The organism is Paenibacillus sp. CFBP 13594 (assembly GCF_014842675.1).
GTDB classification, from domain to species: Bacteria; Bacillota; Bacilli; order Paenibacillales; family Paenibacillaceae; genus Paenibacillus; species Paenibacillus amylolyticus_B.
In genome coordinates, this window is record NZ_JACYVQ010000009.1 from 66,886 (window position 1) to 91,050 (window position 24,165).

18 protein-coding genes are annotated in these 24,165 nt (G+C 45.8%); 5 read left to right on the forward strand and 13 right to left on the reverse strand.

What is annotated here, in order from left to right:
• Positions 1-52: 52 nt before the first annotated feature.
• The 3 genes from IFU39_RS24845 to IFU39_RS24855 all read right to left on the reverse strand — a co-directional run bounded on the left by IFU39_RS24845 (position 53) and on the right by IFU39_RS24855 (position 2,279).
• A complete protein-coding gene (locus tag IFU39_RS24845) occupies positions 53-685 on the reverse strand; it encodes an NAD(P)-dependent oxidoreductase (protein ID WP_036607440.1) in 633 nt (210 codons plus the stop codon).
• Positions 686-1,003: 318 nt separating this feature from the next.
• Complete coding sequence (locus IFU39_RS24850; protein ID WP_192135509.1) at positions 1,004-1,432, reverse strand: GNAT family N-acetyltransferase; 429 nt, start codon at positions 1,430-1,432, stop codon at positions 1,004-1,006.
• 28 nt (positions 1,433-1,460) lie between these two features.
• A complete protein-coding gene (locus tag IFU39_RS24855) occupies positions 1,461-2,279 on the reverse strand; it encodes an imm11 family protein (protein WP_076319495.1) in 819 nt (272 codons plus the stop codon).
• A 180-nt stretch (positions 2,280-2,459) separates the two neighbouring features.
• Here IFU39_RS24855 and IFU39_RS24860 point away from each other — a divergent pair, with 180 nt between their 5' ends.
• Entirely contained in the window at positions 2,460-3,347 is an 888-nt protein-coding gene (locus IFU39_RS24860; RefSeq protein ID WP_192135510.1) for a hypothetical protein, read from the forward strand.
• A gap of 978 nt (positions 3,348-4,325) precedes the next feature.
• Here the strand turns inward: IFU39_RS24860 and IFU39_RS33310 are convergent.
• Positions 4,326-7,037 carry an S-layer homology domain-containing protein gene (locus tag IFU39_RS33310; protein WP_192135511.1) on the reverse strand — a complete coding sequence of 904 codons (2,712 nt, stop codon included), beginning with the start codon at positions 7,035-7,037 and terminating at the stop codon, positions 4,326-4,328.
• 363 nt (positions 7,038-7,400) lie between these two features.
• Between IFU39_RS33310 and IFU39_RS24870 the strand changes: the two genes are divergently transcribed.
• Positions 7,401-9,722 (forward strand): helix-turn-helix domain-containing protein, encoded by a 2,322-nt coding sequence (locus tag IFU39_RS24870; RefSeq protein ID WP_192135513.1) that lies wholly within the window; start codon positions 7,401-7,403, stop codon positions 9,720-9,722.
• A gap of 251 nt (positions 9,723-9,973) precedes the next feature.
• The gene (locus IFU39_RS24875) at positions 9,974-11,614 is read left to right on the forward strand and encodes an extracellular solute-binding protein (RefSeq protein ID WP_192135515.1); all 1,641 of its coding nucleotides are present in this window, start codon (positions 9,974-9,976) and stop codon (positions 11,612-11,614) included.
• Between the two features lie 90 nt (positions 11,615-11,704).
• Here IFU39_RS24875 and IFU39_RS24880 read toward each other — a convergent pair whose 3' ends face one another.
• The 7 genes from IFU39_RS24880 to IFU39_RS24910 all read right to left on the reverse strand — a co-directional run bounded on the left by IFU39_RS24880 (position 11,705) and on the right by IFU39_RS24910 (position 20,385).
• The gene (locus IFU39_RS24880) at positions 11,705-11,944 is read right to left on the reverse strand and encodes a YezD family protein (RefSeq protein WP_036607453.1); all 240 of its coding nucleotides are present in this window, start codon (positions 11,942-11,944) and stop codon (positions 11,705-11,707) included.
• A 156-nt stretch (positions 11,945-12,100) separates the two neighbouring features.
• Positions 12,101-12,976: a sulfate ABC transporter permease subunit CysW gene (gene cysW / locus IFU39_RS24885; protein ID WP_192135517.1), complete on the reverse strand. Its 876-nt coding sequence runs from the start codon at positions 12,974-12,976 to the stop codon at positions 12,101-12,103.
• A gap of 67 nt (positions 12,977-13,043) precedes the next feature.
• Positions 13,044-13,880, reverse strand: coding sequence for a sulfate ABC transporter permease subunit CysT (gene cysT, locus IFU39_RS24890; RefSeq protein WP_192135519.1), 837 nt, complete (start codon positions 13,878-13,880; stop codon positions 13,044-13,046).
• An 87-nt stretch (positions 13,881-13,967) separates the two neighbouring features.
• Entirely contained in the window at positions 13,968-15,047 is a 1,080-nt protein-coding gene (locus IFU39_RS24895) for a sulfate ABC transporter substrate-binding protein (RefSeq protein ID WP_192135521.1), read from the reverse strand.
• Positions 15,048-15,528: 481 nt separating this feature from the next.
• Positions 15,529-17,406, reverse strand: a complete 1,878-nt coding sequence (locus tag IFU39_RS24900) for a rhamnogalacturonan lyase (protein ID WP_192135523.1) — start codon at positions 17,404-17,406, stop codon at positions 15,529-15,531.
• 291 nt (positions 17,407-17,697) lie between these two features.
• Positions 17,698-19,092, reverse strand: coding sequence for a helix-turn-helix domain-containing protein (locus IFU39_RS24905; RefSeq protein ID WP_244661110.1), 1,395 nt, complete (start codon positions 19,090-19,092; stop codon positions 17,698-17,700).
• A 237-nt stretch (positions 19,093-19,329) separates the two neighbouring features.
• Entirely contained in the window at positions 19,330-20,385 is a 1,056-nt protein-coding gene (locus IFU39_RS24910) for a lactonase family protein (protein WP_192135525.1), read from the reverse strand.
• A 235-nt stretch (positions 20,386-20,620) separates the two neighbouring features.
• On the opposite strand from IFU39_RS24910, the gene IFU39_RS24915 reads away from it, so the two are divergent.
• Both IFU39_RS24915 and IFU39_RS24920 read left to right on the forward strand, forming a co-directional pair.
• The gene (locus IFU39_RS24915) at positions 20,621-21,481 is read left to right on the forward strand and encodes an AraC family transcriptional regulator (protein WP_192135528.1); all 861 of its coding nucleotides are present in this window, start codon (positions 20,621-20,623) and stop codon (positions 21,479-21,481) included.
• Positions 21,482-21,625: 144 nt separating this feature from the next.
• Positions 21,626-22,309, forward strand: a complete 684-nt coding sequence (locus tag IFU39_RS24920; protein WP_192135530.1) for an S-layer homology domain-containing protein — start codon at positions 21,626-21,628, stop codon at positions 22,307-22,309.
• 185 nt (positions 22,310-22,494) lie between these two features.
• Here IFU39_RS24920 and IFU39_RS24925 read toward each other — a convergent pair whose 3' ends face one another.
• Positions 22,495-23,121: a nitroreductase family protein gene (locus tag IFU39_RS24925; RefSeq protein ID WP_076215923.1), complete on the reverse strand. Its 627-nt coding sequence runs from the start codon at positions 23,119-23,121 to the stop codon at positions 22,495-22,497.
• Positions 23,122-23,382: 261 nt separating this feature from the next.
• Positions 23,383-23,847 (reverse strand): RrF2 family transcriptional regulator, encoded by a 465-nt coding sequence (locus tag IFU39_RS24930; RefSeq protein WP_091018507.1) that lies wholly within the window; start codon positions 23,845-23,847, stop codon positions 23,383-23,385.
• Positions 23,848-24,165: the final 318 nt, after the last annotated feature.

Consider the following 24,165-nt stretch of genomic DNA (forward strand, 5'->3'; position numbering starts at 1 on the left):
CCCGTGTACGAGACCTTCAGATTAAATCATCCATTCCAAAGCCTGTTTACACTTAATAACCTACCGTAAACCGAGCTTGGATAAATTGCGGATCGTCCAGTTCGTCCACCAAAGCCGCTGCAAAATCGCCAACGGAAATCGAGCTTTCCCCGATATCATCCGTAATCACACGGTTCATGCCAACCCGGAACTGGCCTGTCCGACGTCCTGTTGTGATTGTCGCAGCAGGGCTCATGTAGGTCCAGTGAATACCTGATGCTTCAATCAGGTCATATGCTTCTGCATGTGCTTTTGCCAGTGGTTTGACTTCTTCCGGGAATCCCGGCGTATCCATCAGCATATCACCGGAATCGGTTAGCAAACTTCCCGCTCCACCAACTACAACCAGACGTCCTGCTTTTGCCCGGCGCACACCCTCGATCAACGAACGTGTCACTTCCAGCATCTCTTCTTCTCCACCAAACTTCGGTCCATATGCACTCACAACCACTTCTTGACCCGCTGCAAAATCAGCCACCTGATCCGGGTTAAGCAGATCTCCCTGTTCTACACGCAAACGCTCATGAACCATCTCAACCTTCGAAGGGTCACGCACCACCGCTGTCACTTCATGCCCACGATCCATCAGCTCCCACAGTATCATCTTGCCAATCGCTCCGGTTGCTCCAAAAATGGCTACTTTCATATGAATTCCCTCTTTTCTGTAGATATCATCTTGTCAACTTACCGTTATTTTAATACTTAATCCTATTGTTATATACCTTAAACGGCTCACGCCATCTTAAACCGGATGTGACATCTTGTAAACCTATCTCTTACAGCTTATATGTAGAAAAATAATCTTTACTTCAACTAGCGGAAGAAGCACCGACACTCTTAAGTATCCCCTCTCTCCGCAAGCACTCAACACGAATCATGAAAAAAGCCGCTAAATGCGGCTATACTAAGATAATTTCATACGACATAAGTCTATTCTTATCTCAAGATTTCAGTTTCCGTTCCGCTAGGTAGTCGGTCCTTCTTCTCCCTGCCTCCACCACATACCCTCCGATTTTGGGCTGGTGTATTCAAATCCAAATTGAGCATAAAGTTGATCAGCCGGAACATCCGCCAACAGGCTGACTAAACCACGGGCAGGTACTGCTTTACGCAGATAATTCATAAGCTCGCTCATGATCAGTTTTCCATACCCCATTCCTTGAACATCCGGGTGTACAGCAATATCGACGACCTGAAAGAAACAACCTCCATCTCCAATCACTCGCCCCATGCCTATCAGCATATCCTCTTCACGCAGACATACTGCAAACAAGCTATTCCGTAATCCAATCTCCGCCCCTTCCCTGCTCATCGGGCTAAGACCCGAAACCTGCCGTAAAGCAAGATACTCCACTGCTGCGGGTGGTGTGTGTTCAATACTCACATGATCCATGAATTGTGCCCCTCTCCAACAAAATAAATTATTCTTTTATTCTGTCAACCACATGCCAAGACTTCAACAGCAAAACCGGCGGGATATATACAGGCATAATCCACTGGTAAGACAGATCTTGAAGCAACTGACCTAGCCATAACCTCCCCTGATCTTCCAGCCGAATCCTCCACGGACCGCTAGCCATGGTTTCTCCCTGATCTACAAGTTCACGGGCATCATCATAGGAATACTCTTCTCCTTTATTTCGTTCAATTTCTTCAAGAGCTGCATCATATACCCGTTGCTGCTCTTCTTCCATTTCCTTTGTAAAGTCAGAATCATATATCACGGAAAAGTTAAGCCCTTTGAGCTTACGCTCTTCAATCCATTCTTTAAACTTTTCTGTAACAAAAACCTGAACACCAGGAGTTTCCTTAATCTTGAACATACACGTTCCTTCCGGTATTTTGGCAGGATCGAATACAAGCTTGTTAAACCGTGCCCAAGACCCATCTTTGAATCTACCAATATCAGAACGATGATAATCAACACAGTCCAATATATTAGTAACATTTAGTATGAACAATTCCATATTATCATTCGTTATGGGCAAAAATTCTACTTCGCTTGTTAATAAACTCTCTTTCTCCATCATCTCTTTAACTCTTTTTGAGAACACAGGTTTACCGATATGGTAATTCGGAAAATCCTTGTATGATTTTTTATAAAGGGTTTCTAAACCTATTGTTGTCCATCCTTTTATTTTAGATTGACCGTGGAAATCACTATTAATTGGATGATGATCATCTTCCACTGAAGCTAGGACCTTCGTTTTCGTATCATGATTAAACCTATAAAATTTCATTTCTCCCCACCTTAAAATCTTTCTATTATAATTACATCTGTGTCACTGAGCTACTCTACGTATCATGACTTTAACATATGAATTCTGCTTGAATTCATCTACTTCCTGTGTAATAGTGAGAGAAAGCTTACGTGAAGCGTGTTTCTTGATACGTGAAGTTGGTGCAAAGGAGGAACAAGTGTGTTTCAACGTTGGATTGAAGATCTAACATCGCGCCCAGGCGCTGTGGCTGTGCTGTTTGGAGTCATGGCTTTGCTTCTGGGGATATACATATGGTCTGCCACTGAAGTTCGCCGCAGCCACGAAAGGCGAATGAGAAGGATACGAGATACATTATACATAAGTACAGCCCTCTTGGGACAACTTACCATCCAGGAAAATCGGAATTATGAACGATTGGAACACAAACATGACGATCTGATAACAGCAATGTTAGCCTGCAAAGCTGCATCTTACCTATCTCCTCAGCTACAGGACCAGATCCGTGACTGTATTAAGGATCATGACCCTGCCCGACTTGGACTGATGCACAGAGCACTGGAACGGGAATGCACCGTATTATCGGATGAACTAAGCCGGGATACTCATGCAGATCATTGGGGCACAGCGGTCTGGACCATCCTTCGGCCTGTAGCCGAACCAGCCGCACTGGCGGCTACAGGGTTTCTGGTTATAGATCTGGTATTTCGTCAGCGGATGTTGGACGTGCCTGTGGACTCATGGGACAGCATCTTGCCATGGATTCGCGCAATTTCCCTGATGATCACCATAATATATGGTTACCTGCTCTGGGCCAGCCCACGCCGGGATAGGTCAAGTACAGTAACCAAAATGCTCTCCTTGCTGATCGCGCTATGCTCGTTGCTCCATCTGATTGGACCTATTGCTGCGCCCTACGCCCTTGGATTACAGCTGATTATATTCACTTCGGGTTTCGGGTTGACTGGGACACGCTCTCGAAGTGAGCGCCCCTACGCAGGACATACGGATCTGGAACCAACGAAGCAAGTCTCTACGGAACTGGAAGGAAATACACGTCGTACATCTGGTACCAACACCGACGAATAACCTACGATTCAGCCGCTTCCGTATGATTAAACTTAGATACCCACATCGATGATACGAGACTTGGCCCTCCCTCGGCTGGATTTTCACCGATCAGGTCGTGTCTCCTTACTCGGCATGCTATACGATGATGGATGTCAGTGTCCCAAAATTATCGAGCTCCCGTCTGGCTGATCCTATTGAGTAGCCAATCTATTTTCTAAGGAACTCAGGACGTCTTATTTGGCCTCTACAGCCTCTTTCAAAATTGTAAAAAACCTCAGACACGTTATTTCCCAAAATCGCTCGATAAAAACGCTCTAAAACGCCGTACATTTCGATATAACGTGTCTCAGATTCCTTAGATTTCTGCGGGTGCTTCAAACCCTTGAATAAGACGCCTCATATTCGTTAGCGCTCAACCCCTGTTCATGCTCTGTTCCAAGCGCGACTGAGAGGAAACCTCGTTTCTCTCTCGTACGAAGCGAAAATTCTCATTGGTAGAGGAAAATAGGAAAATCGCTTTTGCGAAGTCCTAATTGCTTGCTCTTACATTTAGTATTTAGCGCTTGCCTACTCCGGACACGTTCAGATACAGTTCGGCTTTCAGGACGTGTTGAAAACATCCCCTATATCCCAACGTAACTGTACGCGAAAAGGGCTTAAACTACATTGTAGTTTAAGCCCTTTTCTATAATCTTTTCTTGCGAAGAATTGAACGATATAAAACGAACTTTAATAATTACACAAAAACGGAGAGGGCAGAAATAACGTGAAGAAGCGAAGCTACAAGTTTTCTGTATGAAAACTACTTCGAAAGCATTCGCTACGCCTAAAGCCTTTCGGAAAGAAAGCTCCATCGAAAGCATATGCTTATCCCCGGATTTTTTCCTTTGAAGAAGGAAAGAATCTGGGATAACAGTGATCGGAAAGTTATTCTGTCATCGAAGTGGCATGTGTGACATTCTTTAGTTCACTTTATATCATGGATAATTACTTCACTTATTTGGCTACAACATGTGCAATGACGCGGCCATTTTCGTACGTGACAGTCACGTCATAACCTTCGGCAGTTACACTGTCGAATTCACCTGTAATTCCATTAGCCGTGATTAACGTAATATCTTTGGCACCTTCAATCTTATAGTTGGACAAGTCGAGTTTGAGACTTCCTCCATCAATATAGAGCTTTCTGCCGACATTCAGCTGACTGTTGTTGTCAGTCACTACCAATTCCAACGTACCGTTATCCATGGTAAAGTTTCTATCTAAGTTGAGTGCTCCGTCGACATCAACGACAACTGTTCCATTTTCTACATACAGATCACCTGTACCAAAAGCAGTTGCAGATTCAGCTACCAGCGTTCCTGCTTGCAGTAATGTTCCGCCAGTGTAGCTATTTTTCCCTGTCAATGTAAGGGTGCCTGTCCCCTTTTTCGTGAGCATTCCACTACCGGTGATATCATTTCTCCACCAATCTTCTGCATTGAAGCGCCCTTTGGAAGCGTCCATATCCACAGTTACATTGTTCAAGAATGCGCCGTAGCCATCCGCAGCCGTGACCAGATCAATTCTACCCCAGCCCTTGGATTCATCCAGTACAGGATATCCAGAGTCAATGGATGTTGTATACAATACTTGTCTGCGTTGCTCATCTGTTAAATACGGTTGACGTGTTTCTAACAGGGCTTCTGCTCCTTGCGGTACAACTGGAGCCAAACCTTTGGTTCCGGTTTGTGGTAGACCGTAAGTCATCTTTTCTCTATAGAAGGCTTTATTGGCATCATGATCTTCCCATTTGTGTTCATCGTAAGCACTCTTGAACGTGTAATCCTCTGTTACGGTGTGTGCATACTCATACAGACTCATATTTTTTTCCTTGGCTGCAGCTCCAAATACTTCTCCTGCATTCTCATAACCTTTCTCTAACACATCTTTGTTCTCAGCCTGATTAAGTGCATATGCAGCCATGGCTGTGGATTGTATTCTTCCTCCTATAACATCAAGCGGTGAGTGCATCCCCGTTACGATTCGATTCTCGCCCAACTGAGCTGCTCTCGTTAACAATTCAGTGAATCGTTCTGGTGTAGCGTATGCCAAAGGAAATACGGATAAGTACGCTGCACTGGTATGTCCGCTCGGAAATGCGCCATCTTTCCCTCTTCCATCCTCAGCGATTCGTTTGACATAAGTTAACGCAGGAATAAGTTTAACGTTAGTTTCGTATTGCTGGTAATGTTTTTCTCCTGTTGATTTGGTGCCGCCTGAAGCCAAAGGTACTTCTTTTTTCTCACCTTCGCCCAAGGTTTCCCATACAGGCAGTCCTTTGCTGTCAACAACTTCTTTCACTTCTCCATTGGAATTCATTCTCCACGGTCTAGGGGAAGAGTAGAAATATTTAGAGGGATTAGATGAGGCAGGAATTTTGAATCGAACCAGATCAACTAAATGAACCAAGTCTGCAAGTTCCGTCTTTGCTTCCCAATCTCCAATGCCTTGGCTTTCATCTTCCACTGTTTCTTCGGTCAATACCACATTCATCTCGTCCACCGTTCGTTCAACGTTTGTCTTTGGCTTGATGATATCTACATACGTGTTAGCCAACGGACCAAAGCCCTCCATCACGCTATAGATCTTATCTCTTTGGTCATCATAATAGGCTGCCAATGTCTCTTCACCTGTGCGATTTTGCGTGACCTTTTCTACATATTTGATATTGGCTTCCCAAGTCGCTTTGTTTCGGATCTCTTCATTTGCATATGTTTTCTGATCAGCAACAGCTACGGTTGGATCATTCTTAAAGCCGTCATAATATGGAGTCGGTCCATCTCCATACTTTGCATTTTTCCCGTCAGCTCCAATTTTAGTTGCCGCTGTTCCATCTCTCCAATCCGCTAGGTTCATGGACCATACTTGATCAAAACCGTCTAAAATATCAATAAACGGATTGGTTTCCGCAATATTTTTCAAGGTGTCGTCTCCGGCATTGGCTCCGTGCTTCACGGCGGATAACCGAGCTTCATCTGCTGGGGGATTAACATTCAGAACGGTTGCCGTTCCTTTTGGCTTAGCTGGTTTGGCAGCTGTAGTAGCATCTGTTTCCACAGCTTTAACGAGCGCAGACACCGCTTCGGCACGAGTAATGGAATTAAGCGGTTTGAAGGTTCCATCTGCATATCCGGAGATAATTTTCGCTGCTACCGCTCCACCTACAGCTCCCTTGCCCCACGCCGCTATAGACGATGAATCGCTAAATACATTCGCTGCTGTTTCATTTAACTCCAGATTCAAAATGCCAGCGATCACTTTAGCTGCTTCTTGACGGGTGATCGGATCTTGCGGCTTCATTGTGCCATCGGTGTATCCATCTATATATCCATTCGCATTTGCAATAGAAATTGCTTCGTAATACCATGCACTCTCAGACACATCATTAAAGGTAATTTTAGCTTGTCCGGAATATCCAAAAGCACCGTTTACCAAATTCATAAATTCTGCTCTTGTAATATACGTATTAGGTTTAAATGAATGATCCAGGTAACCTCGAATTAATCCTTCATCACCCCATGCTTGAATATTTGCTTCCGCCCAGTGTCCCTTAATATCAGAGAACTGAATCTTCTGCTCGGCTGCAAAACTTTTCTCTGCAAATGTCGGACCTACCATAGACAACATTAGAAGTAATGCCAGTGACTTTTTAAGTGGTTTTCTCATGGCTTGCAAATACACGCTCCCGTTATGGTAAATTATTTTTTTGCTTCTGCATCTGCAAATGAGTAAGAAAGACTCTATACAGATGTCTGATCTGCCGTTACTGTAGCATTAGGGGCGTTTCGCATCTATAGAACAAATTCCGTTTTATATCAAAATCGTACGTTCCGGAGCTTATATGCCAAGAAAAATGGAGCTAGATACTACATTTATCAATTAAAATACCTACTTTTGTAAACGCTTTATTAACTGAAAGTAAATTATGGAGTGGGAGTTTGTTAAATTTCGATCAACATGATTTCTAGTCCTCGGCCTGCTATATAATGATGAAGTTGTTTAGAAAAGAGACATGAAGGGGGAAAAAGAATGCATAAGCCATTTCAAACTGTAAGATCCAAGATGGTTCTTTCCTACCTTGCTGTTGTTCTTGTCATTGCGCTTCTTTTCGGCTCCATTCTATACCTCTTCTTCTCCCATCAATACAGCAAAGAGATTCGAATCAATAATCAGCTGTCACTGAAAAGCACTGTCAATTATATTGAGAGCTCCGTTATCCAGAAGGTGAATCAGGTCTATCTGTCCCTGGCACTCGGTAACGCCGCTAGTATCGATTTAGATAGCTTAAAAGGAAACCATAGCAAAATCCTGGACATCGAACAGTCCCTCAAAAATATGGTGCAAAATTATTCCGATCTCATTGAAGCTATTCATGTGTACGATACGAAGAACCACTTCATCGTCTCATCTGTATATGGGCTATTGCTCTATGAGGACACGCCTTCGAGTGTGGATCATACGACGGATTGGATTGCTGCGATGAAAGAGACTTCAGAAAGCTCCTTATGGATGAAGACTCGCATGGTGCCTCAGGATGTTTATATCGAATCACGGGAACAAGGCAAGATGAGTCCTCTAATTTCCTATGTCCATAGTTACCCGTTTCAATCGTCTGGACAAGACAGTAAGGCCATGATTGCGATTGATATCAAAGAATCAGCGATCAGTCAGATCATTAAAAATATGCTCCCTGCTGACTATGCAAATACATTAATCATCGATCAGGACGGAACCGTCATATCTGCCGCGGACAAAACGTTGATAGGCAGCTCCACGGAGGAGAATCTGACGCAGTCGCTGCTCACCTTTCATACTTCAGATGAGAGCTTCACACCTGTATTTAACTATGACTCTCATGTCGTTACCCAAGATCAATTTAAAGGAAATGCATGGAGAATCTACACAACCACACCTAATGAAAGCTTCTATTATAAATTGGATAGCTTGAAGGAGATTTCGGTTCTTCTCGGTTTATTGGCTGTTGCGGTTGGAATAGCGATGTCGTCCATCTTTACCAGGGCCAACTATAGTCCTCTTAAACGAATCATGAATAACATCAAGAGCCGGATGGATAGCCCAACCAGCTTAAAGCAGGACGAATATCGGTTCATCGATACAACGTTTAACAGTCTGTCCAATAAAGTTGATAGTCTTGAAGAAACTTTACAGGCCAATCACAGAATGATTAAGCATAGTATCATGCTCAATATGTTAAATAACCGATTTACACCCGAGGAACTTACGGAACAGCTCCAGTCTATTCACATTTCAATGGCCTACTCTCGCTTCCGTTGCATCGTCATTGACCCTGTTAATGAGAAGTGGAAGGATCTGCAGCCACGACAGTTGCAGCATACGTTGTATACGATGATCCAGCAACTGGAGATCGCAGAAATGGTTGGAACTCAACTGCTGGCAGAGGAATTGCAGGATCACAAAATAGCAGTAATCATCTGTACCAACCAACCCGAAGAACCGCTCTCTGATCACATTGTAGACTTTATTCACGCTGAGGCGATCAGCAGATTTGGTCTGGAATTTGTACTATCGTTAGGCGGATGGGTAGAGCACTTCACGAAGATTCACACAAGCTATCATCAGGCGAATACCCTGATTCGATACAGCTACTTTTTCCCCGAGCAGTCTGCCATTCAGGATCTTGATCTTCTGAACAGGGAAGCCAGCAGTTTGGAAATACCGGAGTCATACCTCGTAAACTTTGAAAAGAAATTACAGACTCGGGATGTGCAAGGTACGGTTCAGGCCATTCAGGAATTGGTCGCGACAATAAAAGAAGGCCCCTATTCAGCCGAATACAGTCGGATCATCTTATTAAAAACGGTATCTATTTACGCTGAGTGTGTTAATCAGGTGCGCCTGCAACCCACCGAGGCGAGTTCATTGAATATGTACAAGCAATTTTCATTGTTCTACAATATCAACCGATACTCGGAATGGATGATTCATCTCGTGACCGAATTTGTGATGCAGATGGAGAAGCGAAGCGAGGTACGAAGTGTGGATACCATCTCGGCTGTCAAAGCCTATATTCACGAGCACTTATCAGGCGATCTCACGCTGGATCATGTCTCAGAGCAAGTATTCATCAGCCCTAAATATCTGAGTAAACTTTTCAAGGAAGAAACCGGGATTGTTTATTCCGAATATGTTACGAATCAGAGAATGGAACGCGCACGGGAACTCATGACACAACGCGAAATTACGGTTGAGCAGGTCGCAAGTACGGTCGGTTACCGTACCCCTGCCTATTTCATTAAAAAGTTCAAAGAAATTCACGGCTGTACGCCAAAAAACTTCATGCGCAATCTAATGGAACAGGGATCTATATAGGATCAATTTAACATTTACACAAAAACGGAGAGGACAGAAAGAACCTGAAGAAGCGAAGCGTTCGCCTAAAAGCTTTCTGAAAGAAAGCTACTTCGGAAGCATACGCTATTCCCGGATTTCTTCCTTTAGAGAAGGAATCAAAAGAAATCTGGGAATAACAGCGATCGGAAGGTTGTTCTGTCATCGGAGTGTCCGTGTAAATATTCTTTGATTAAACCTATATAGAATTTGAAATCAGGAAAGGAGCTGCTATGAACATCAACCATTTAAGAACGCTATGTCTATTGATTGCTACATCTATTCTTATAGGATTGATGAGCGGTTGTACCTTTCTAAACAGGGAAGGATCACAAGTGCAACAGCAGGAACATTTGGCAAGCGCTGAGAAAGATACAGCACCGCAGTATACGATATCCTGGACCATGCATCAAAATATCCCTGTTCCTGAAGACGCTGAGATGATTGCATATATTGAGGATCGGTTTGATGTCGATCTGGAGGTGTGGAACCTTGAGAACAAGCGGTATGAGGAACTGCTGGATCTGGAGCTTGCTCAAGGGAAAATACCGGATCTTTTCCGGATCAGACAACCACATGATCTGCTTAAGTATCAAATGCAAGGGGTCTTAGCGGAAATTCCCCCGGAAGTTCTTGAACAATATGCGCCAAATATCGTACAGCGAATTCGCGATTATGATTCACGTTACCTAGAGTATGGAAAAATAAACGGTGGCTTATATGGAATTCCGGCCATTAATCAGACCAACATCTATCGAACCCCTGTTGTATACCGAGAGGACTGGCTTAAGCAGCTTGGTCTGGAGGTGCCAAAAACATTAGATGAATTTGAAACGGTTATGTATGCCTTTGCCAAAGATGATCCGGACGGGAATGGTAAACAGGATACGTATGGCCTTTCCAGAGAGGGCTTAAATGTTGTGTTTGGCGCTTTTGGACAGTCCGTTTTCACCGAGCAACTGTATTTTAATGAAAAAAACAACCAACTCGTGATCGGTGCTTTGGAGCCTGAGATGAAAAAAGCCCTGACTTATATGCAAAAGTGGTATCGGGACGGGATTATCGACCCTGAGTTCATAACCGGTGAAAACAAAGGTGGCTATAAACATCTATCCCATGCTTTTATTAATGGAAAAATTGGGATGACCTCGATGGGCAACTATTATCATTGGAATCAAGAGGGAGACTATAGTGTCCTTAATGAAAATGGCCAAGAAACCCCTGTGGGAGCCTCGTTCAATGTCAGTGAGCTACTACAGAAGAACGCAACTGCAGAGGTTGTATTTGGTTCTCCTGTTATTGGTCCTGAAGGACATAGCGGTTCAAAAGGGAACAATCTGCTGATGAATTTTATTGCTATAGGTGCTGAGGCTGCAAAGGAGCCGGGAAAACTGGAGAAAATTTTGGAGATACTCGATTATGTAAGTGCCAACCCCGATCCGGAGGAGCAGATCAAAATGGAGTATGGCCTTCCAGGAAAACACTGGAATTGGAGCGCTGAAGATTCAAACTCGTTCCATTTACTTTACCCATACAACAGAATGGAGAATTATATTAATATGATCGGCTCAAGTATCGGCATGACGGTTCCAGGTACACCCTCGGATAAACGTGAACAGTGGGCTGCATCTGCAGGGTTGACGGAGAATGGTATCTATAATCGCCTGGAGGTTGCAACCCCTGCCCTGATTCAATATTCATCTGAATTGATTCGCATGAGAGACAGAGCGTACATCTCCATCATCACTGGCGATCAGCCTGTGGGGTATTTCGATACCTTTGTGGAAGAATTCATGGATGCAGGTGGGCAACAGGTACTGCTCGAAGCGAATCATTGGTATAAGGAGCATATGGAGACAAGTCGTGCCCAATAGGTAGGATGGTTTGGAACATGCATTTCCCATGAGTTTCTGGATTTTACATGTGTTCCTATGCACCTATCTTCGCTTCCCTCACGTCACTCTCTATCCCTTCGCACTCGCATTTGATCCGCGTAGTGAACGGGCTGAACTGCTTCGTGCCGTGCTTCCGGATTTGGAGGCGCTGCCTGAGGGCGTGTTTTCAAAACGCTTACGTTCGGTCCGCTCCATCTGCACAATCTGACCTTCGTGCACCACGATATGCAATGAACCAAACTCCATGTCATTCAGCTGTCCGGCAATTCGGTCCAACCATACCTCATCCACTTTTAACGGCTTAGCCATAGAGCCGCCTCCTCTTCTCGGGCTACTGCCCGCCATATTCCTAAGTGCGCTGTCATCCAACGGATTTATAAATCATTCTTATCCAACCTATATACTTGGTTTATACATTAGCAGGGCTTCCAGTAGCTGTCAATCTGTATTTTCTTCTTCTCATAATCACTTTTCTGAAACGGCTTTGTGTCCAAGCCAGCTCTTGAGCAGCAACGTGGCAAGAGCCAGAATCAGGAGCAGGGAAGCTACGGCAAACGAAGCCGAAAATTGATATTCGTTATATAAAATTTCGACATGAAGTGGTAACGTATTGGTCTCTCCGCGAATATGCCCGGACACCACAGATACGGCTCCGAACTCGCCCATAGCGCGGGCATTACACAGAATAATACCGTACAGCAGTCCCCATTTGATGTTGGGCAAGGTTACACTCCAGAAGATTCGCCATCCGGAAGCACCTAGCGTAACCGCCGCTTCTTCTTCCCTTGTTCCCTGGTCCTCCATAAGAGGAATCAACTCCCTCGCTACGAACGGGAAGGTAATAAACAGCGTTGCAATCACAATGCCTGGCAGCGCAAAAATGATTTTAATATCATGTTCGGACAACCACGGCCCTAACCACCCATTCGAACCAAAGACCAATACAAAAATCAACCCGCCCACCACAGGCGAAATTGAAAAAGGAAGATCAATCAGGGTGATCATGAGTCCCTTACCCTTGAACTGGAACTTGGTAATGACCCATGCAGCGGCCACACCAAATATCGTATTCAGCGGTACGGTAATCGCCGCAACTAATAACGTGAGTTTCAGTGCAGACATGGCATCCGGCTCGGTAAGAGCCGCGATGTACACACCCCAGCCCTGCTTCAACGCCTCCATGAGCACAATGGCCAGTGGCAAAATAAGCAGCCATATGAGTACCAGGCTTGCCAGTCCAATCAACAACCATTTGACCCAGGGAGCTTCCGTTGTTGCACGGTTAGTTCCACGGCTGGTCTTAACGGGTGGAACAGGGCTCAGTGGAACAGAACCCGCCATATACTGCACCTCCTTTGGTTTGGGTGAGTGACGTCTTTTAATATCCTTATTCCACCATGCTTCATTGTCATGCTCTGCCCGCCTTTCGGCTCCAACGCTGCAAGGAATTAATGATCAGCAGCAGGATGAAAGAAACTAGAAGAAGCAGCAAAGCTACAGCTGTAGCGCCTGCATAATCGAACTGCTCCAGCTTGGCCATGATCAGTAAGGGAGCAATCTCCGTTTTCATCGGCATATTGCCTGAGATAAATACAACCGAGCCATATTCGCCAATGCCTCGGGCAAATGCCAGAGCAAAACCCGTCAGCAGCGGTGGAATCAGATCTGGCAACAGAATCGTGCGGAATATCCGCCATCTTCCTGCCCCCAGTGTAGCAGCCGCCTCTTCCACCTCTGCCTCCAGCTCCTCCAACACCGGTTGCACCGTGCGAACTACAAATGGAATTCCGATAAACATCAGCGCCAGCGTAATCCCGGCCTGTGAATAGGCGAGCTTGATGCCCAAAGGTTCTACAAACTGCCCAATCCAGCCATTGCCGGCATAGATCGCCGTAAGAGCAACCCCTGCTACCGCTGTCGGCAAGGCAAAAGGCAGATCAATGACCGCATCAAACAACCTTTTGCCCGGAAATTCATACCGAACAAGCACCCATGCCAGAAGTAACCCCAGCACGAGATCAATCAGCGCCGCTACACCTGCGGTCAGGAAGCTGACCTGGAATGAAGCCAGCACCCTGGGATTGGTCGCAACCTCAATCATGGTTGCCCACGTCAGCCCTGTGGAGTTAAATAACAGCGCAGCCAGTGGAATAAGTACAACCAGGCTCAGGTAGAACACACTGTAACCCATCGTTAATCCAAATCCCGGCAATGTGCGTCTCCGCGCCACAACCACCTTGCTCATGCACGTTCATCCTCTCTGCCTTCAGCCGGTAAGGCTGGTTGGCCGCTCACAGCGCGATTGATCGGGTGTTCATTGAACAGAGCAACCTTAGCTGCCTGGAACATAGATCTGGTCGAAGATACCACCGTCATTAAAATGTTTGGCCTGAGTATCCCGCCATGTTCCAAATACATCTTTCAACGTGAACAGCTCAAGTGTCGGGAACTGATCTTTGAATTTTTCCTCCACGCTGTCCAGCGTTGGGCGGTAATAATTTTCAGCAGCAATCGTCTGTCCTTCTTCACTGTACAAATATTTCAGATAGGTATCCGCCACGTCGCGGCTTCCTTTTTTGTCTGCATTTTTGTCCACAATCGCAACGGGCGGCTCTGCCAAGATACTAACCGAAGGCACGACAATGTCGAATTTGTCCGGACCCAGCTCTTTTACCGATAAAAAAGCTTCATTCTCCCAGGCAAGCAGCACATCACCAATGCCACGTTCAACAAACGTGGTTGTAGATCCGCGAGCACCCGAATCCAGCACAGGCGCATGTTTGAACAATTCACCAACGAATTCCTTCGCCTTCTCTTCATCATTGTTATTATGCTTAAGGGCATATCCCCATGCCGCCAGATAGTTCCAGCGCGCCCCGCCGGACGTTTTAGGATTTGGGGTGATGACTTGGGTATCCCCTTTGATCAGATCATCCCAGTCCTTGATGCCCTTTGGATTACCCTTACGTACAAGGAAGACAATCGTAGAGGTATACGGAGAGCTGTTATGCTCGTATTTATCCTGCCAGCCTTCATTAATCAGACCTTTATCTTCAATCGCATCAATATCGTATCCCAATGCCAGCGTCACCACGTCTGCATCCAGTCCGTCAATAACAGAACGACTCTGTTTGCCCGATCCCCCATGGGACTGCTTGATGGTCACTTCCTGGCCCTTCTCTTTCAACCAATGCGCCGCAAACGCTTTGTTATATTGTTCATAGAGTTCCCGCGTTGGATCGTAGGAAACATTCAGCAGCTCGATGGCCTTGGCCTTTTCTGTGCCGCCTTCCGATCCCCCCGATGTTCCTGCTGCACTGGACCCGCCGCTATCCGATCCGCATGCTGCCAGTACCCCTGTTAACACCAGTGCCAGACCAACCAAAATACCCTTATGAATTCTCTTTTTCATAAATAACACTCCCCCGATATAGATCTGCATGACTACCTCAGGCCGGCTGAACAGGATCAAACGCCCCGTAAAAAAACAAGAAGACGGAGGAACCCCCGCGCACTTCTCCCCATAAAGTCATGCCGGCTTAAGGCCGTGCATGCTCCATCTGAAAAGGATGCGCTGCGGTGTTCCTCCGTCTATACGGTGAGAACGTTATTCTGTTCAGGTTGCATGGTTGCATCTGTCTGTAAAATGACCGTTTTCACAATGAAAACAGATTCATTTTTATTATTCCTACCTGTTTAGTAAGTTATATACGTATAATAAAGGCAGTCTATATACCTGTCAAACGTTTTTTCCGATTTTTACCGTATTCCTTGGCTATTGGCAAAAAAAGAGGAACAACGAACCATCGTCCGTTGTTCCCTTCAGCGAATCCCATGCTTCGCTGGCTATTGTAAACATAAACAGAATTGGACGGCCACACCTTGTCCATTCCTCATCTGCCCGCATACCGGATATTGGGTACTGGTGGTGTGCTCATGCCTTCTCCCAGATAAAAACCGGTGTGTGGCGGCTGATTGTAGGCTACATTTTGCCAAGCGACGCCAAGACGGTACACTGGATCATGCATCAGCGTATAGATGCGTTTGTCCGTAACTGCTGTTGTAGTATAGATCCGCAACGCTGAGCTGTCATTCGTCCGCCATACCACTTCCTCTCTCCAGTCTCCAAACAGGTCGGCCTGCAGATTCGGCGTAGACTTGGTCCCGTTGTTGGAAGAAACGCCGGATGCGGTGAGCAGGTTCATCGTTGTGCTGTTGGTATAATTCCATTTGTCGATTCGGTTGCTGTCCAGCAGTTCACGGAGCAGGTCGCCATCCCACCAGATCCCAAAATTCGTGGAGGAAGGCAGGGTTGTCCCGAGTTTCTGCCCTTTGGCTGTGTACAGACTGCCGTCTGCCCATACTTCGGCACCTTTATATCTTGGATCGATATCTGCCGCCATGCCACGTCCAATATCCTTCGTTGTTTTGACTCCCCAGATTAATTGGCCTGTACCCGCATCACGGAATTCCACTCCGGCATTGGACGGTGTCTCATGAACCTGAAATACCTCAAGTCCAGGGCGGTCCGGGTCGAGGTCACTCAAATGCATGGCATCGCCATGATGAAGTCCTGTTGTGTACAATCCTTTGCCGTTGTCATCCACTGCCATGGCACCATAAACGATCTCGTCTTTCCCATCTCCGTCTACGTCCGCCACACTCAGATTATGATTACCCTGCCCGGCATAACCCGAGTTACCGGAGGTATTGGAATCAAATGTCCACTGCTTGGTCAGCTGTCCATTCCGCCAGTTATAGGCCACGAGCACACTGCGCGTATAATACCCGCGAGCCATGACCAGACTTGGGCGCTCGCCATCGAGATAGGCAATGGCCGCAAGGAATCGGTCCACCCGATTGCCGTAGTTATCCCCCCAACTGGATACATTGCCACGCGCCGGTTCGTAGTTCACCGTGGAGAGCGCTTTGCCAGTCTGTCCATTGAAGACCGTCAGGAATTCGGGACCAGACAACACATAACCGCTGGAATTGCGGTAATCCTTGCTGGCATCCCCGATGACCACACCAGTACCATCCTTGGTGCCATCGGCTGTTTTCATCGCAACTTCGGCTTTGCCGTCACCGTCGAGATCATACACCATGAACTGAGTGTAGTGAGCACCGGCACGGATATTTTTGCCCAGACTAATTCGCCAGAGGTGTGTTCCGTTTAATTTGTAGGCATCGATAAACACTTCCCCGGTATAACCGCTCTGGGAGTTATCCTTGGAGTTGGAGGGGTCCCACTTCACGATCAATTCATACTCACCATCACCATCCAGATCACCTGCACTGGCATCGTTGGCACTGTAAGTGTAGGCTACTCCATCGGGCGTTGTCCCACCAGCGGGTACACTGAGCGGTACAGATAGATAGTTATTGCCCCATACGCTTGCTGCCGCTGAAGCAGCCTGCTCCGTTCCACTGACTACAGCGCGAACCGTATATTTGGAACTGCTTGTCCCGCTTGCATCCTGAAGGTTGGTGCTGTTTGTTATGGGCGTAGCGTTCACCTTGGTTCCATCTCGATATACGTTAAACGATACATTCGATCCTTCCGTTCCCAGAAGTCGCCAACTGACAAACACACCTGTCCCGGTCTTCACAGCCACCACACCGCGATCCAGATATTCCATCTGCCTTGCTCCCGCTGCATGTGTTACTTGCGTGTTGCCAAAGCCAAGCGAAGTGACCAGTAATGCGGAACTCAGCAGTGATACTCCCGCTGTACGTAATGTGCGCTTCCACAATGATGATCGATTCCCCATAAACAATTGCCTCCCCAATTGTAGTGGTAAGCCCGCTGCCCTTGTAGCGCCATCTTTTGTGTAAGCGCTTTAATATATTTATTTTAAATTAAACATATAATTCCATCTATAGGTCTAATTTAGTAATTGAATGGATAGCATGTAAAAAAGCCGAAGGATTTCTCCTTCGACTTCATAACGTATATCATTAAAAACAAAATTATATTGGTGCAGATTTCCATTTCGACTGTTTAACCTCCACCCCATCCATGTCCCATCAGCACTATAATCTCAGGATTTATGATGATGGAACTACATAGAAATAGAAGTAACGACCATTTTTTCTGCATTGATCCGATGCACCTCACTTGTTAGAGATTTGAATTTTTGTTTTGCAACTGAATCAGCTTGATCCCTGTATTGCTCAAACAGGGTCATGCACGTAATAATATTCCGATCACTATTTATTTTAACTGAAAAATGCAAACCTTCCAAAATTAGATTAATTGCATTACGACGATGTTTGCTAAGATTATATACGCCTAAATCACTTAAAAACTGTGCGTAACTCTCACCCATAATCGCATGATTATACTCCCCAAATTCAGTCTTGTACGTACGCAAGGGGATATAGTCAGAGAAACGATCCAAAATGTGATCAATGTTAACGCCAAATTTATTCGCAGCTTGGACTATATATCGAAGGGCGATGAAGATTTCGTCTTTACGTCCCTCAATATAGTCTGCATAATCGGGAATGACTTCAACTTCGCCAGACATTAAACGATAGAGATACGTATTAGCCACGGCCCACTCTTCAAACTGCTTCAAGATACTACGGGATTCTTCATTGTCCTCTTTCACCCATCTTTGTCCGTCAGCATATAACTTCACAAAGTCGAGTGCTCGGACATAGTCCCTGTGTTCCTCATATACGGTAGATTGAATTAACCAAGAGTACAATATATAAAAGTATATTGGTCGCTCTGTTCGTTTCAGCTCCTGATAGTTACGTTTACGATTTCTAGGTGCCTCATACTCTATTTGGGCTAAATGAAGCATTTTGTTGGCAAGTTCGTTAACCTTGTTCCACTTATGCACTGAGCCGAAAGAATGAATTAAATGTTTCAGCGCGTCCAGTTGGTATCCCTCATCCAGCCGGTCAACATAAGGCTCGAACAAGATAGCTGTCCTTAGATTTTCCTCCAGGTTCTCTCCTTGTCCAATGAGAAACAACCGATATTGACACATCGCAAGCCGTTCGGAATGCTGATATTTCTCAACCTCACTCACACTCTTATATAACAATGCCGCCGCAGACTGCTGATTTTGTTCAAATAATTGTTCAGCCATCTCAAATAGTTCTGTCGCATAATCGAGGTCGTCCAGTAGCCGATGAAGAATCTGCTCAATGCAGTCCAGCCGATTCAGCTCCGCACTTCGGAGAATAAACGGTCTGATCCGCCTCATGGATACGGAATAAGCAAAACATTCTTCCACATAGTCGGCAAAAAAATGATCCGCTGCCACGCCCATTCCTGATGATATCGCAATCAACTGACTCACAGATATGGGACGATTCCCATGTAAAATACGACTAATTGTGCCTGTATTAATGCCCGATACTTCCGAGAATCGGGAGAGCGTCATGCTGTTCTTATCGATAAACTGGGTTAATTGCTCCCGAATTGAATTTGCAGGTTCCAAGGAAAGCACCACCCTTCGTGCAACATCCAGATTTTAGGTTTAATCACTATATATTCTGATCATAATGAACGTTCGAACAATGGTCAATAAAAAAATGTGATAATTGCCACTATTTTCAAGTTAATCGCATAAAAGACTAAAAAAAGCTGTAAAACCATGTGTTTCTCCATGATTTCACAGCTTATAGACCACTTTTTAGATGTAATATTCCACGTTCACTTCACCGTATTACAACTTTTATACCACAGGAGCAATACATACCGGACGAGGCAGTTCCAGCTTGAATCCATTATGTGTCAGACGTCCGTCTTCTTCGCTGATCTGGAAACCTACGAGGTTATTGCTGTCCTGATTCGCCACGACTAGAATTCCACCTGGCAAAATATTAAAGTTACGCGGCGTCTGCCCAATTGTAGACGTCCATTCTACGGCTTCCAACTCACCGCTCTCCTGATCAATATGATAGAGTACGATGCTGTCATCTCCCCGATTGGATGCATACAGGAAACGTCCACATGGAGATACACGGATGTCTGCAGCCGTACCCTCTCCTTTATGCCCTTCTGGAAGTGTGGAAATGTGCTGCACTGTAGTGAACTCACCTCTGCGCTCATCGTATAGGAATGCCGTAACCGTGTTGTTCAATTCGTTAATTACATATGCCCACTTTGAGTTGGGATGGAACACAAGATGCCTTGGCCCTGCGCCTGGTGGCTGATCCATCTCACGATGGGTAACCAAACGTCCCTCTTCCAACCGATACACAATGATCTGATCCAGACCGAGGTCACATACGACAGCATACTGTCCGGACGGATCTGGCTGAATGGAGTGTGCATGCGGCCCTTCCTGGCGTTCTTCGTTGATTCCACTTCCCGTGTGCTCTACCCATGTACTCATCTCACCAAGCGTCCCCTGATCGCCAACCGGGAATACATTGACACTGCCGCTGCTATAGTTGGATGAGAACACCCACTGACCATCCTTGGAGACAGACACATAACATGGAGAAGCCCCTCTGGTCTGTTTTCGATCCATCAGGTGCAGCTCACTCGTTGCCGCATCTCTCCGATAGACCAACACCTCTCCCTCATCCGTCTCACTCGCCACATACAGACAATTTCCATCAGGGCATAGCGCCAGATAAGACGGATTATCCACACCATCCATGTCATTGACGATTCGCATCTCTCCTGTATCCGCATTCAACGCACATAGGAATATTCCGGGTTCACCCGCTGACGCATACGTACCTGTATAGAAAAGCGTTTCCTTTGTTTTGGCTGGTTCCATATCTAAATCTCTCCCTTATCCTGTATATTCACTGTTCTGATTCTTCCCACTGATATGTACTTACCCAATTCACGGGCAACTGCTTCACTTCCTGTAACGTGGCTTTCTAAATCGATAACAAGCCCGGTGTGCGCTCTCATATCTGTCATTGACTCCCTTATCGCCTCTCACCATAATACAAAGTATGAGACCTAACAACAGACCACCCCTACAGCGTAAATCTGACGGATTTCGTATGCAAAAACTCATGGTGCTTCCGGACTCCCTGCTGCAAGAAACCGCAGCTTATCCGGTCACGTCCGGCTTATATGTTACCGATATCGGTTACTTTCACGAAGCGGAGCATCATTACCGTGATCGTCCCGATGGTTGTGAATCACACATTCTGATGTACTGTGTCCAAGGCACAGGCTGGTATACGATGGATGGCAGCAAGACTTATGATGTCAGCCCTGGAAACCTCGTTATATTACCTGCACATGTCCCTCATGTGTACGGAGCCAACGCAGCTGAACCATGGAGCATCTTCTGGATTCATCTGCGCGGGGAACACGCTTTATCCTACATAGAACCCTTGTTAACTCATCATATTACTACGATGCCACCGGCCAAGGCTCAGAAATGGCTTGAGCTGTTCCATGAATGTTACGGCGCGTTAGAGACGGGTTACTCCATGCAGACGATGACGTATGCCTCCCAGATTATTGGCTATATGCTTGGCATGCTCGCTTATGGACCGGAGACGACAGGGTCAGATGGTGGGATCGTAAGCAGCAAACGTGCGGCCGAGCAGTCCGTCCAATATATGCTGGAGCACCTGGAGAATGGAATCACCCTCAAGGAACTGGCAGCACACGCGCGACTGTCTGTCCCTCATTACTCTCAGTTATTCAAGCAAGCGACCGGACATTCGCCTATCGATTATTTCCTGCGGCTCAAGATCCAGCATTCCTGCCGCTATCTCGATTTTACCGATTGGACCGTGAAGCAGATCAGTTCCGAGCTTGGATTCAAAGACCCGTACTACTTCTCCCGTCTGTTCAGCAAAATGATGGGACGTTCACCCACAGATTATCGAAATAAATCCAAAGGTTAGAGACAGTGCCTTCACTTAGCCCTTTCTAAATGATATGAATTCAGTTGGAAAATTGCAGCAACCTTTTGAACAGAAGGGTCGTCTATAGGAGCAAATAACTTTTATATAAAGGGATCATCCCTGGAAAAGTGAGGCGAACCTATCATGAAAAAAAATATACTTGCTACATTAACTGCAGGAGCTCTGCTCACGCTGTCTCTAAGTGCAGGCCCGATCAGCGCCGCGCAGGCCCAATTCACGGATATTCAAGGTATCGCAGGAGCAGACAAAATCGAATCTCTCCATAAGGATGGATTCATCAAAGGTGTGAGCGACAGCTTGTTCAAACCCGAACTGGAATTAAATACAGCTCAGGGCATTCAACTGATTGCGGACGGACTAAATCTGAACCTGGACACGATTCGTTTTATCAAGCAGCCGCTACCAAGTGACCACTTCTCTCAAGTAAAAGATGGCGTATGGTACAGTGATGCATTTATCCGCGCACAATATAATGGCATTCAGATGTCACAGGATATCGATCCGTCCAAACCGCTTACTCGTGAACAATTCACCCTGTTCCTGATGCAAGGCATCGAGGCCAAAGGCGGTCTGCCGATGATTAATATCAAACCTATGGACATTACCGACGAACAGCAACTTACTCCAGAGTATCAAGGTGCCATTCAACGTTCACTCGTTCTCACAATCAATGAACTGGATGCCGACGGAAACTTCAATCCTAAACAAACGATTACTCGTGCCGAAGCAGCAGTGATGATGTATAACGCAATCGAGTACATGGAATCGTTCCATGCACCACAAATCCCGGAAACACCTGAGAAGTAATCTTTTCATGGTGGAAGTAAGAACTCAATTGAATGGTGAATCCGCTCGATTGGAGTCATCGTTAGTGGACTTTTCCATACAACCTCAATATGCCAAACAGCCGCACCTTCCCTCAACAGGAAAGTGCGGCTGTTTGAATTATACTTATATCACTGATGCAAAATCATCAGATTTAACTTTCTAACTTAGAAAGAACCTTTAACAACAACCTCAGACAACGGCAAACGTCCTGACGGGCGAGCTGGCTGTGCAGCTTTACCTACAGTAATCAACAACGTTGGCACAAATCGTGCAGGAATGTTGAATGTTTCGATCAGTTTTTGTGGATTATATCCACCGATTGGACATGTATCGTAACCCAGGGAGCGTGCAGCAAGCATAATATTTTGGGAAGCAAAAGATGCATTGCGGATCGCTTCATCGCGAGCGATTTGCGGACTTTGGTAAGCACCGTTGATCTGTCCAACCAATGCGTCACGAACCTCAGCAGTCAGTGCGCCTGCTTCAACAGCTTGATCGTAGATTACGGTGTTACGGTTTGCTTCCAAATCTCCAAGAACAGCAATCGTAACTGAACTTTCCACGATCTGACTTTGACCATAAGCAACTGGCAGCAATTTCGCTTTGTCTGCTTCGGATTCAATTACGAGGAATCTCCAGTGTTGCAGGTTCCATGAAGATGGTGCTTCCGCAGCTGCTGTCAGAATCGCATTGAGATCAGCTTCAGGCAATTCAAACCCTTTTTCGTACTTTTTGACAGCATGGCGTTCGCTAATAACGCGAAGTGTTTCATTTTTTTCAATGCCTGACATGTGTTCCACTCCCCAGAATCTAAATTGTTTATACTTCTTTACTTTCGCAAGGTGATCTTGAATTATACTCTATCAAGGATTTGCCTTCCGAAAATAACATCAGCGCAGACGATCTCTCCCCATCTGTGTTCACGTTATGCCCGGAATCGCCTGAGAACATCAATGGATCTTTCACCGGAGCACACGCCAATACCATAACTTGTCCACCACGCCTGACTAAACCAAAGCCATGTCATGAAGGAGCATTCGTTGTGGACTCCGTCAGGACTTCTCCTTTGCAGGCAATCCATTCAGCGACAAGGTTATCCCTTCCCCATGACCTATGCGCTCTTTCACATCTTGAATAGATATACGGTCAAAATAAGCGCTGAGCGCTTCTTCGCCTCCGTTATAGATGTTCCCCATCACATCCTGCATATTGGAAGATACCACGCACGATGAACCGGACTCCCCTGAGCACCAGTTGGGACCGAGTGAACCACCAGCTACCAGTCTGTACAATTCTCCCAGCTTGATCTCTTCACTTGGACGGCTAAGCAAGTACCCACCATGAGCACCTTCCTTGGTCGTCAGGTAACCATGCTTGCGCAGAACACTAAGTACCTTACGGACTCTGGCCGGGTGTGTACCCACACTCTGGGACAAATCTTCACTATTGGCCATACACTCATCTCTCATCGACAGAAAAACAAGACAATGCACCGCTATGGTAAATTCGCTGTTCATAACTTACTCCTTCCCGGCTTACAACACCGATGAACTCCAACCCAAGGTAAGTATAACTGTCATTATATGAATAACAGTTATGTTTGTCAACTTTCACCCAGCATAGAGATCAAACGTGATTTTTCCTGATATACCAATACTTACAGCTCATCAACATAATTAAGCTAGGATTAACATCCCGTCTTCATTTTAATCCAAAAAGAACAAAAAAGTGAGCCTTCCGCTACGCGAAGGGCTCCAATAAGATAGACATATGAAAGGGCTTACGTGATTATTATAATCGGTAATCTTCAATTTGAAAACGCTTTTTTTGTAAAG

Excerpts from the sequence above, each read along its gene's own strand:
- IFU39_RS24845 (WP_036607440.1), bottom strand. The coding sequence starts at position 685 with ATGAAAGTAGCCATTTTTGGAGCAACCGGAGCGATTGGCAAGATGATA.
- IFU39_RS24850 (WP_192135509.1), bottom strand. The coding sequence starts at position 1,432 with ATGGATCATGTGAGTATTGAACACACACCACCCGCAGCAGTGGAGTAT.
- IFU39_RS24855 (WP_076319495.1), bottom strand. The coding sequence starts at position 2,279 with ATGAAATTTTATAGGTTTAATCATGATACGAAAACGAAGGTCCTAGCT.
- IFU39_RS33310 (WP_192135511.1), bottom strand. The coding sequence starts at position 7,037 with ATGAGAAAACCACTTAAAAAGTCACTGGCATTACTTCTAATGTTGTCT.
- IFU39_RS24870 (WP_192135513.1), top strand. The coding sequence starts at position 7,401 with ATGCATAAGCCATTTCAAACTGTAAGATCCAAGATGGTTCTTTCCTAC.
- IFU39_RS24875 (WP_192135515.1), top strand. The coding sequence starts at position 9,974 with ATGAACATCAACCATTTAAGAACGCTATGTCTATTGATTGCTACATCT.
- IFU39_RS24880 (WP_036607453.1), bottom strand. The coding sequence starts at position 11,944 with ATGGCTAAGCCGTTAAAAGTGGATGAGGTATGGTTGGACCGAATTGCC.
- cysW (WP_192135517.1), bottom strand. The coding sequence starts at position 12,976 with ATGGCGGGTTCTGTTCCACTGAGCCCTGTTCCACCCGTTAAGACCAGC.
- cysT (WP_192135519.1), bottom strand. The coding sequence starts at position 13,880 with ATGAGCAAGGTGGTTGTGGCGCGGAGACGCACATTGCCGGGATTTGGA.
- IFU39_RS24895 (WP_192135521.1), bottom strand. The coding sequence starts at position 15,047 with ATGAAAAAGAGAATTCATAAGGGTATTTTGGTTGGTCTGGCACTGGTG.
- IFU39_RS24900 (WP_192135523.1), bottom strand. The coding sequence starts at position 17,406 with ATGGGGAATCGATCATCATTGTGGAAGCGCACATTACGTACAGCGGGA.
- IFU39_RS24910 (WP_192135525.1), bottom strand. The coding sequence starts at position 20,385 with ATGGAACCAGCCAAAACAAAGGAAACGCTTTTCTATACAGGTACGTAT.
- IFU39_RS24915 (WP_192135528.1), top strand. The coding sequence starts at position 20,621 with ATGCAAAAACTCATGGTGCTTCCGGACTCCCTGCTGCAAGAAACCGCA.
- IFU39_RS24920 (WP_192135530.1), top strand. The coding sequence starts at position 21,626 with ATGAAAAAAAATATACTTGCTACATTAACTGCAGGAGCTCTGCTCACG.
- IFU39_RS24925 (WP_076215923.1), bottom strand. The coding sequence starts at position 23,121 with ATGTCAGGCATTGAAAAAAATGAAACACTTCGCGTTATTAGCGAACGC.
- IFU39_RS24930 (WP_091018507.1), bottom strand. The coding sequence starts at position 23,847 with ATGAACAGCGAATTTACCATAGCGGTGCATTGTCTTGTTTTTCTGTCG.